This window comes from Bacteroides sp. OF04-15BH (genome assembly GCF_003477995.1).
Taxonomy (GTDB): domain Bacteria; phylum Bacteroidota; class Bacteroidia; order Bacteroidales; family Bacteroidaceae; genus Paraprevotella.
Genome location: NZ_QUEM01000001.1, coordinates 112,315 through 122,788, shown reverse-complemented (window position 1 = coordinate 122,788; position 10,474 = coordinate 112,315). Strand labels below are relative to the sequence as shown.

At 50.4% G+C, this 10,474-nt stretch carries 7 protein-coding genes; 3 read left to right on the top strand and 4 right to left on the bottom strand.

All coding sequences use genetic code 11. From position 1 onward, the window contains the following. Positions 1 to 43: 43 nt before the first annotated feature. The gene (locus tag DXA74_RS00485) at positions 44 to 1,216 is read left to right on the top strand and encodes an iron-containing alcohol dehydrogenase (RefSeq protein WP_118524963.1); all 1,173 of its coding nucleotides are present in this window, start codon (positions 44 to 46) and stop codon (positions 1,214 to 1,216) included. 424 nt (positions 1,217 to 1,640) lie between these two features. Here the strand turns inward: DXA74_RS00485 and DXA74_RS00480 are convergent, their stop codons facing one another. Together DXA74_RS00480 and DXA74_RS00475 are read right to left on the bottom strand one after the other, a co-directional pair. Then, a complete protein-coding gene (locus DXA74_RS00480) occupies positions 1,641 to 2,756 on the bottom strand; it encodes a glycosyltransferase family protein (protein WP_118524870.1) in 1,116 nt (371 codons plus the stop codon). Beyond that, positions 2,753 to 3,559, bottom strand: coding sequence for a UDP-2,3-diacylglucosamine diphosphatase (locus DXA74_RS00475; protein ID WP_118524869.1), 807 nt, complete (start codon positions 3,557 to 3,559; stop codon positions 2,753 to 2,755). Before DXA74_RS00475 ends, DXA74_RS00480 begins: the two co-directional genes overlap by 4 nt. A gap of 232 nt (positions 3,560 to 3,791) precedes the next feature. Here DXA74_RS00475 and DXA74_RS00470 point away from each other — a divergent pair, with 232 nt between their 5' ends. Next, on the top strand, positions 3,792 to 5,735 hold the full coding sequence (locus DXA74_RS00470) for an ABC-F family ATP-binding cassette domain-containing protein (protein ID WP_199666045.1): 1,944 nt from the start codon (positions 3,792 to 3,794) through the stop codon (positions 5,733 to 5,735). Positions 5,736 to 5,749: 14 nt separating this feature from the next. Then, complete coding sequence (locus tag DXA74_RS00465; protein WP_370448470.1) at positions 5,750 to 7,783, top strand: M13 family metallopeptidase; 2,034 nt, start codon at positions 5,750 to 5,752, stop codon at positions 7,781 to 7,783. An 82-nt stretch (positions 7,784 to 7,865) separates the two neighbouring features. On the opposite strand, the gene bcp is transcribed toward DXA74_RS00465, so the two are convergent. Both bcp and DXA74_RS00455 read right to left on the bottom strand, forming a co-directional pair. Then, a complete protein-coding gene (gene bcp / locus DXA74_RS00460) occupies positions 7,866 to 8,327 on the bottom strand; it encodes a thioredoxin-dependent thiol peroxidase (RefSeq protein ID WP_118524868.1) in 462 nt (153 codons plus the stop codon). Positions 8,328 to 8,350: 23 nt separating this feature from the next. After that, entirely contained in the window at positions 8,351 to 10,258 is a 1,908-nt protein-coding gene (locus tag DXA74_RS00455; protein ID WP_233550399.1) for a mechanosensitive ion channel family protein, read from the bottom strand. Positions 10,259 to 10,474: the final 216 nt, after the last annotated feature.

Here is a 10,474-nt window from a genome sequence, read left to right as displayed (position 1 = left end):
TTTTTCCTATTTTTGGGTATACGCTTAAATTGTAATGATTATGATGAATAACAATCCTTCATTCAGTTTTCACATCCCCACGAAGATCGTGTTCGGATGTGGCGAGATCAAGAAATTAGCTACGGAAGAACTTCCCGGTAAAAAGGCAATGGTGGTTATTTCATCGGGCAGTTCCATGAAAAAGTACGGTTATCTGGACCTGGTGCTCCGTCTGCTCACAGAAAACAATGTATCGGCTATCGTTTATGACAAAATACAACCCAACCCTACCAAGGCGCATGTCATGGAGGCTGCCTCTATCTGCAAGGAAATGGGCTGCGACTTCGTGATCGGTCTGGGCGGCGGAAGCAGCATCGACTCTGCCAAATCCATCGCCGTGATGGCCTGCAACAAGGGGGATTACTGGGACTATATCTCCGGAGGAAGCGGCAAGGGACGCGACATTCAGGGTGCCCTGCCCGTGGTGGCCATCCCGACAACGGCCGGAACAGGCACGGAGGCTGACCCGTGGACCGTCATCACCGACGAGGAGAAACAGGAGAAAATCGGTTATGGCAACCGCTACACCTTCCCGGTGCTCTCCATCATCGACCCGAAACTGATGGTATCCATCCCGCCGAAACTCACGGCTTATCAGGGATTCGACGCCTTCTTCCATGCTGCCGAAGGCTATATTGCCGGATGCAGCAACGGCATCAGCGACCTGTATGCTCTGGAAGCCATCCGTCTGTTGTATAAATATCTGCCCAAAGCCGTATGCGACGGAAACGACCTCGTTGCCCGAGCCCGCGTAGCCTGGGCCAGTACTTTGGCCGGAATGGTGGAGTCTACTTCAAGCTGCACTTCGGAACATTCACTGGAACATGCCATGAGCGCCTACTATCCGGCACTGCCGCACGGCGCAGGACTGATTGCCATCAGTCAGGCTTATTTCAATACATTCCGCAACGACTGCACCAAGAGATACATGAAGATGGCCGAAGTGATGACACAAAGCAAGAGCAACCGTCCGAGCGACTTCATCGAGGCTCTGGAGCGCATGCAGAAAGAATGTGGTGTGGATCAGTTGGCACTGAGCGAATGGGGCATCCAGGAAGAGGATTTCGAACGCTTTGCCGCCAATGCCCGCGACACCATGGGCGGACTCTTCCAGTTCGACCCGCGTCCGCTGAGCGACGAAGAAATCATCGCCATCTACAAAGAGTCTTACCGATAAACTCAGGCGAACCCATAAAAGCTACAGGAGCTGCGACCGGATGCGGTCACAGCTCCTGTTCTGTTTCTACCCCTGAAGTGTTTTTCCTCTCAGAGCAAAAACAGTCAAAAAAAACGGACAGAAGAATATCTTCTCTCCATCTCCACTGCATTTTCTTAAAATATTGATTTTCAATCTGGTTGTTTTATATTCCCATTGACCCCGTTCTTTTTTAGAAATCATCCTAATAAATCCGGAAAAACATCACGATAAAACCAGAAAGTCATCCCAATGTTTTTTCGTATCGATAAAGGTGGGTGATTTTTTCTTTACACGGACAGAAAAAAACGAAAGGAGCCGTGACGGAAACTCCGCACAACTCCTGTTCCTATTAGAATGGACAACCAAGAAAAAAATCTCATGCTTTCTATCTCTGTCAGCCACCTCAACAGGCAGCAGACACCAAAGCCTCATCGGGCATGGACTCGTGAACAACCGCCTCGATTTCGGACAGTATGATTTCGCCGGCCGACTGCACCCATGCCTGAAAAGCCTTGTCGGGACGATAGTCACGGGCAAAGTCCAGCAAACGGTCCAGATTAAAGTCATCGGAGATAATGCCGGCCCCGTTACGCGCCGCATCCCAGGCATTGCACTCCTGCTCAATGTGTGCCGGCACCATCAGGATGGGTTTGCCCCAATACATCGCCTCACAGATGGATTCAAAACCGGCCGTCGTGGCATAAGCCCCGCAGCCGCGCATCTGCTTCAGAAACTCCACATCGTCTATCTGGTACAGAGTGAGAGTGTCATCCACTCTCTTTACAACCGGCGCATTACTCTTGTCCCAGAAAAAACGCAGCGACACTTCGGGATGACGGGCGTGCCAGGCCTTTACCTGTTCCACAAAGCCCGGATTGAGCATATAGCCATGCACATAATCACCAGGCACCGCCTTTTGGGAGAGTACCTCGCGGCGCAACAGCGGCGGCACTACCACAATCTTTTCCTCCCGGTCGGCAGGCAGAGTATGGAAGGACAAGGCCAGCTTGCGCGCGGCTCCCCAGGCTGTCATTCGGGTGAAAAGGCGCAATAGCTGCATGTCCACATGCTGCTGAAACGGGGTCTTGAAATCGTGATGCAGAAAAAGATACTGATGCCCGATGCAGATCTGCGGAATGCGGATGCGATGCAGCGCATAGGTCATGCCCACAAGCAGTTCGTAAAAGTTGATGACGGCATCCGCCCCACTGTGCTCAATTTTCTCACGGATAAAACGGATGCTGTGCCAGTAGGCAGTCAGACAAGTCATATTATACGTAATGCTTTTCGTCAGGTTGGCTCTGCCGGTTGTTGCCGAAGGCAGAAAGTTGGGACTGTCGAAACGGCTCACCGCTGCACGCACATTGCGGTTGAAGAAGCCGGGCAGCTGCCGGCTGTTGCTCTTTCCTACCAGCATCTCTACCACCTCGTGACCGGCCTGCGTGAGCAAGCGCTCCATAGCCAGAGCCTGGGTCAGGTGCCCCCGGCCCTCACCCTGCACAACAAAAAGAAATCTCATACCGCTGCATTTATTTTCGTTACTTCCTGAATATCCTCACTCTCCGGATTCTGAAAAGCTTCTCCATAATACAGGATGCTCCAGTTGCCGTCTTCATCTTCTGCCAGAGCCGACATGGTTTCCACCCAATCACCCGAATTCAGATAGTGAATCTTTCCGTAATAAGTATTTTCGGGATGATGAATATGACCGCAGATCACCCCGTCGCACTTTTTGCTTTGGGCAAACTCGGCCAGCGTCTGCTCGAAGTCTGAAATATAGGACACGGCCGTTTTCACCTTTTGCTTGATGCGTTGCGACAGGGAATAATAGGGTTTTCCCATCGCGCGGCGGTAACGGTTATACCATCCGTTGAACCACAGCAGGAAGGTGTAGCCGGTATCGCCCAGATTGGCCAGCCACTTCATCTGACTCGTCACGCGGTCGAACACATCGCCATGCGTCACAAAATATCGTTTTCCCTGTGATTCGTGCACAAAATCCTTGACCACCGTGATGTTTCCGAGCTGAAGCGGCACCAGAGCGTCGAGGAAGTCATCATGGTTTCCAGCCACATAAATAATCTCGGTGTTGCATTTCTCCATCAGCTTCATCAGAATCTTGAAGAACAAGGTGTGTGCCGGTTGCCATTTGCGGCTGCCGTTCTTGCGGATATGCCATCCGTCGATAATGTCTCCGTTCAGAATCAGACGGTCGCAGTTCACACTTTTCAGAAATTGGTTCACTTCATCCACTTTGGAATGCGATGTGCCCAGATGGATGTCTGAAAGCACAATGGTACGATAATGTTTTCTCAGTTGCATGGTTTTTTCTTTTTGGTCAAGGCAAAAGTAAATGAAGACTATAACAATATGATGTAAAAGAAATGACAATTCTCTGACAATTCATTTTTAACACTTTACGCGCTGTTTTCACGCTCCTTACCTCGGTTTTTCCACCCCCGGAAGAGCCTCAACAAGTTTTTTGAACCTCGCGCCCCGATTCTGCTGAAAAATCCGTATTTTTGCAGCTTGAATTTTAAAAAGACAAAATACTTTGATTTCAGTAGAAAACCTCGAAGTGGAATTTGGAGCCAAGCCCTTATTCCAGAACGTATCTTATGTGATAAATGACAAGGACCGCATCGCGCTCGTGGGAAAGAACGGTGCGGGAAAATCCACCATGCTCAAAATCATCGCCGGACTGCAACAGCCCACTGGCGGTGTCGTGGCCGTGCCGAAGGATACCACCATCGGTTATCTGCCTCAGGTCATGGTGCTGTCGGACGAGCATACCGTCATGGAGGAAGCCATGCAGGCCTTTGACCATATCACGGAAATGCAGCTCCGACTGGAGAAGATGAACAACGAACTGGCGGAGCGCACCGACTATGAGAGCGAAAGCTACATGCAGCTCGTGGAACGGTTCACCCACGAAAACGAACGCTTCCAGATGATGGGAGGCATGAACTTTCATGCCGAAATCGAACGCACGCTCATGGGATTGGGATTCGCGCGCTCGGATTTTGACCGCCCCACCAAGGAGTTCAGCGGAGGATGGCGCATGCGTATCGAGCTGGCCAAACTGTTGCTGCGCAAACCGGACATCCTATTGCTCGACGAGCCGACCAACCATCTGGACATCGAGAGTATCCAGTGGCTGGAAAACTTCCTGTCTACCCGGGCCAATGCCGTGATGCTGGTGAGCCACGACCGGGCGTTCATCAACAATGTGACCAACCGCACTCTGGAAATCTCCTGCGGACGCATCTACGACTACAAAGTGAAATATGACGAATATGTGAAGCTGCGCGCCGAACGCCGCGAACAGCAGCTGCGTGCCTATGAGAACCAGCAGAAGGAAATTGCCGATATCAAGGACTTCATCGAGCGTTTCCGCTACAAGGCCACCAAGGCCGTGCAGGTGCAGAGCCGCATCAAGCAGCTGGAAAAGATCATCCCGATTGAGGTGGACGAGGTGGACAACTCTTCGCTGCATCTCAAGTTCCCGCCGGCCATGCGCAGTGGGGATTATCCGATTATCTGCGAGGACGTGCGCAAAGCGTATGGCGACCATGTAGTGTTCCACGATGTAAATCTCACCATCAAGCGCGGCGAGAAGGTGGCTTTCGTGGGTAAAAACGGTGAAGGTAAGTCTACGCTCGTGAAATGTATCATGAACGAAATTCCTTTCGACGGCACTCTGAAGGTGGGCCACATGGTACAGATCGGTTACTTTGCGCAGAACCAGGCACAGCTGCTCGATGGCGAACTGACTGTTTTCGACACGATAGACCGGGTTGCGAAAGGCGACATCCGTCTGCGCATCAAGGATATTCTCGGCTCTTTCATGTTTGGCGGCGAGGCATCGGAAAAGAAGGTCAAGGTGCTTTCCGGTGGAGAGCGCAGCCGTCTGGCCATGATCAAGCTGTTGCTGGAGCCGGTGAACCTGCTGATTCTCGACGAGCCGACCAACCATTTGGACATGCGTTCGAAAGACGTGCTCAAGGAGGCTATCCGCGATTTCGACGGTACGGTGATCGTAGTGAGCCACGACCGCGAATTCCTTGACGGACTGGTGGAAAAGGTTTATGAGTTCGGCGGCGGTCTGGTGAAAGAACACCTCGGCGGCATCTACGACTTCCTGAAGAAAAAGAATATCGAGTCGCTCAACGAACTGCAACTAAGCAGCAGTCCGGCAGCCAAGACCAGCGCGCCGACAGAAAAGGAAGCCAGCAGCAACCGTCTGTCCTACGAACAGCAAAAGGAACTGCAAAAGAAAGTGCGCAAACTGGAGAAAGCGGTCAGCGCCTGTGAATCGGAAATCGAGAACCTGGAAGCACAAATCGCAGAACTCGAGGCACAAATGGCAACTCCCGAAGGGGCGGCCGACATGCAACTGTATGAAAAGCATGGCGCGCTCAAGAAACAGCTGGATGAAACCGTTGAACGCTGGGAAACGGTATCTCTGGAACTGGAAGAAGCTAAATCAAACAACTAAATAGTCGGAATATGATGAATTGGAAAATGAAACTGCTCTCGCTGATTCTCAGCACCGGAGCAGTAACCGCACTGAATGCACAGACGGAGAGCAAAAACCTGTCGGGCATTTCTGTTGAAAACATGAACCTGAACGTGAAGCCGGGAACAGACTTCTATCAGTATGCCTGCGGCGGATGGCTCAAGGCGCACCCGCTCACAGCGGAATATGCACAGTTCGGTACGTTCGACCTGCTGATGGAAAACAACAACAAGCGCCAGCAGCAGCTGATTGAGGAACTGATCAAAAGCAAGGCCGCAGCGGGAAGTCTGGAGGATAAGATTGCCCGTCTCTATCTGAGCGCCATGGACAGCACCGCACGCAACAAGGCCGGATGGCAGCCTATACGTCCTTATATGGAAGGCATCACAAAATGCCAGAACAAGGAAGAGCTGATGAATCAGGTGGCACGCATGCAGCGTCTGGGTATGCCGGCCTTCTTCTATTTCTTTATCGGTGCTGACATCAAGAACAGCAGCATGAATCTGGTACAGCTTTATCAGGGCGGCACTTGTCTGGGAGAACGCGAATATTATCTGGACGAGGACGAGGTGACAAAAAATATCCGGGAGGCCTACCAGAAATATATGAAAGAGATGTTGGCCTATTGCGGCTACGAAAAAGAGGCTGATCAGATGGTTGCCGACATCATGCACATAGAAACCCGTCTGGCCAAGGCATCCTATAACGCTACCCAACAGAGAGATCCGGAAGCAAACTATCATAAAATGTCGTTCGACAACCTGAAAAAGGATTATCCGGGCATCGATTGGAGCAACTATTTCCACATCATCGGTATGGACGGTATTACCGACATCAATGTTGCACAACCGGAAGCCATCCATGAAGTGGAAGCCGTGCTGAAAGAGGAGAGTCTGAACAGCCTCCAGTCCTTTATGCTGTGGAAACTGATCGACTCTTCGGCTTCATATCTGGATGATTCGATGCGCGCCATCTATTTCTCTTTCTACGGCAAAGTACTGTCGGGCAGCGAACAGGACCGTCCACGCTGGAAACGTGCCCTGGGTGTGGTAGAAAGCAATCTGGGCGAGGCTATGGGACGCCTGTATGTGGAGCGTTACTTCCCTCAGGCTGCCAAGGAACGTATGGTCAAACTCATCAAGAACCTGCAAACGGCATTGGCCGAACGCATCAAAGAACAGGACTGGATGAGCGAAAGCACCAAGACCGCAGCCCTGGACAAACTGAATGCGTTCCATGTCAAGGTGGGATATCCGGACAAATGGCGCGACTACTCTGCCCTGAAAATCGGCGACGCGTTGTTGGAAAACATTGTGAACTGCTCTGAATTTGATGTGCAGAACATGATTAAGGAGAAACTGAACAAACCGGTTGATCCTGATGAGTGGCACATGACTCCGCAGACCGTAAATGCTTACTACAACCCTACGACAAACGAAATCTGTTTCCCGGCCGGTATCCTGCAATACCCGTTCTTCGATATGAACAACGACGATGCCTTTAATTATGGAGCTATCGGCGTGGTTATCGGACATGAAATGACTCACGGATTCGACGACAAGGGAAGACAATTCGACAAACACGGAAATCTGACTGACTGGTGGGCTCCGGGCGATGCTGAGCGTTTCGTTCAGCGTGCCGAGGTCATGAAAAACTATTTCAACCAGATTGAAGTGCTTCCGGGACTGAAAGCTAACGGCGAACTGACTCTGGGAGAGAATCTGGCCGACCACGGCGGTCTTAAAGTGGCTTTGCTGGCTTTCCATAATGCCACACGCGAAAACCCGTTGCCGGTAAAGGATAACTTCACTCCGGAACAGCGTTTCTTCCTGGCTTACGCCAACTTGTGGGCAACCAACGTTCGCGAGGAACAAATCCGCAAATTGACCAAAAGTGATCCGCACTCACTGGACAAATGGCGCGTCAACGGTGCCCTGCCTCATATCGATGCCTGGTATAAGGCTTTCGGCATCACCGACAAGGATTCCTTGTTCCTGCCCGAAAATGAGCGTCTGAAACTTTGGTAATTCAATAACCGGCCATACAACCGGTCAAGCAGACAAAAGCCATAGCAAACTCCATTCGGAATTTTGCTATGGCTTTTGTGTTTTATCCTTTCAGATAATCACGGATCTGATCGGCATGTGTCTTGGTCTTGATCTGCTTGGGCAGGAAGATATGCTCAATAACGCCTTCCTCATTAATGATAAAGGTGGTACGGAAAGTTCCCATATATTTGCGTCCGTACATGCTTTTCTCGCCCCAAACACCCATGGCTTCGACCAGAGTCTTCTCCGTGTCCGCAATCAAGGTAAAAGGCAATTCGTGTTTGGCAATGAATTTCTGATGAGAAGCGGCACTGTCTACACTCACTCCGATCACCTCTACTCCGGCCTCCTTCAAATCAGCATACTGATCGCGCAAGCTGCATGCTTCGGCGGTACAACCGGAAGTATTGTCTTTCGGATAAAAATACAACACCACTTTTTTACCACGGTACTGGCTCAACAAAATCTCCTCTCCTTTTTCGTTCAAGCCCAAAACTTCGGGCGCTTTATCTCCTACATTCATAAACTGTTTTTATTTTTAATGGTTTATACTGTTGTTTCTTCTGTTTTTCCGGTTTCGTTTTCCTTCTGTCCGCCCTGTGTCTTCAGTTTCACAGAAGCATTCTGATAGTCCGGATTGCTGCGCTGATCGTTCTTCGGAATCGTCGTGTCATTACCGTCGCGCATAGCCATATAGTGCGGCGACATGATTTCCACACCCGCCTCATTGAAACGGTCCTGAATATTCTGATGCAGAATGGAATAGATACGCGGCAATTCCTGAGCATTCCGCACATAGGCATTGACCTGATATACCGGATACCAGTCGCTCAGAGAAGTCTGCAATACAAATGGTCTGGGCTCATCAGTTACACCGGGTGTGGCCAGAGCCGCTTCAATCAGCAATTGGTGTACCTGTCGCCAGGGAGCATCATAACCGATGGTCACTTCCGAGTGGATAATCAGTCCATAGTCTTTTGCCGATGAACTGTAATTGATGGTGTGGGAAGACATCATAAAGGAATTGGGGATGGTCACCACTTCATTCTTATTCGTACGGATACGGGTTACAAGAGGTGTCTTCTCAATCACATTGCCCGAAGTATCGTTCAGTTTTATAAAATCTCCCAGTTTGAATGGACGCATATACGTGATCACCAGTCCGGCAATGATATTTCCGATTACTGTCGTTGATCCCAAAGAAACAATCAAACCCACAAATACGGAAATTCCCTGAAAGACTCCCGAGTTGGAACCGGGCAGATAAGGATAAATCATGGCAATCATAAATGCGTAGAGCAAAAAGCGCACAATATGATAAGTAGGCAATGCCCAGTCGCTGTAGAAGCCATTGATCTGAAGCCGTCCCTCTTCTATCTCCGTAGCCAGATAACGCAACAGGCGGATCAGATAGTGCACACACAGCCAGATGACTACGATGGTGAACAGGTTAGGCACATAATCCACAATTCCTTTCAGAATGGATTTGATCGGAGTCCACAAATAGCCCAACAAGGTGAATGCCAGTTTCTCGGTCTGTGGGAAGATGATGAAAATCAGCGGCACACTGAACAGCAACTGTATCAGCATCACGACATAGCGCAGCAGATTGGCCCCCACATGCAGCAAACGCACCTGTTTGTCCGTATTCAACAGCTCATAAGTCTGGATCATTATCGGCTTCAGACGGGTTTCCTTGAGCCGGTCTATCCGGACCCGAAGTTTGCGGAATAGCCAGTTGGTCAGCATAAAGAGCAGCACCTGTGCCACCACGACCAACAAAAAGTAACCGACCCGTTTCACCTGACGCATCATGCCGTAGTTTTCCTTCAGCAGTTGCAATTGCTGCACCACCTGCTGGCAACGCAATTGCGCCAACGAATCGCGGCTCATATTCTCCCATAAGGCATCACGGTCTGTCACGGAGAAAAGAACCTGATTGGCATACATGACGTCCGAAACAATATCCGTCTTTTCCACACGCACGGAGTCAGGAGTCAGCGTCAGTTTCTTGCCCACTGCCAGAATATTCTTTTGGGCATTCTCGGCACGGGCCTGGGGAGACAAGCCGCCACGCGCCGTGTAAAAGGTAAACAGAGTATCCTCTTCCACAACTACCGGATACCCTTTCGTAATATGTCTCAAAGAATCGATTTGTCTCATCAGCTGGGCCCGGCTCATCGAATCACGGGTCAAAGCCCCGATTTTGAGTTCGTTCAGCTCCATTTGCAGACTGGCCTCGCGCTGCTGGGCTTCCTGCAAGGATTGCTGCAAGCGATGCACATAGCCCGTGTCGGCAACAGCCGCAGACGTATCAGTCGTCCTGGTGCGAATCATCGTGTCTGCCTTACCAATCAGTTCATTGATTTTTCCTCTGAGCTGTCCGCTCGCTGTTCCCATGTGCAGACACAAGCATAAGACGAGGAACAGTCTCCAGTTTAGTTTTCCTTTCATTGAGTTCGGTTGTTTAGATTTTCAGATGATTTCCGCAAACCGGTATCTTGAATCCGGCCCGCGTTCCGTTCTTTTTCAAAGATAGCTATTCTTTGCAGATAATACGTTCCTTGAGCAAAAAAATAAAGGGTGACAGCCGGAATGGCAAGCCGGCCCTACGAAAACAGACAAAAAAAGGATGCCCGGCCAAGTGGCAGAGCATCCCATTTAATTTTT

Coding starts and splice junctions, on each gene's coding strand:
- DXA74_RS00485 (WP_118524963.1), top strand. CDS start 44: ATGAATAACAATCCTTCATTCAGTTTTCACATCCCCACGAAGATCGTG.
- DXA74_RS00480 (WP_118524870.1), bottom strand. CDS start 2,756: ATGAGATTTCTTTTTGTTGTGCAGGGTGAGGGCCGGGGGCACCTGACC.
- DXA74_RS00475 (WP_118524869.1), bottom strand. CDS start 3,559: ATGCAACTGAGAAAACATTATCGTACCATTGTGCTTTCAGACATCCAT.
- DXA74_RS00465 (WP_370448470.1), top strand. CDS start 5,750: ATGAATTGGAAAATGAAACTGCTCTCGCTGATTCTCAGCACCGGAGCA.
- bcp (WP_118524868.1), bottom strand. CDS start 8,327: ATGAATGTAGGAGATAAAGCGCCCGAAGTTTTGGGCTTGAACGAAAAA.
- DXA74_RS00455 (WP_233550399.1), bottom strand. CDS start 10,258: ATGAAAGGAAAACTAAACTGGAGACTGTTCCTCGTCTTATGCTTGTGT.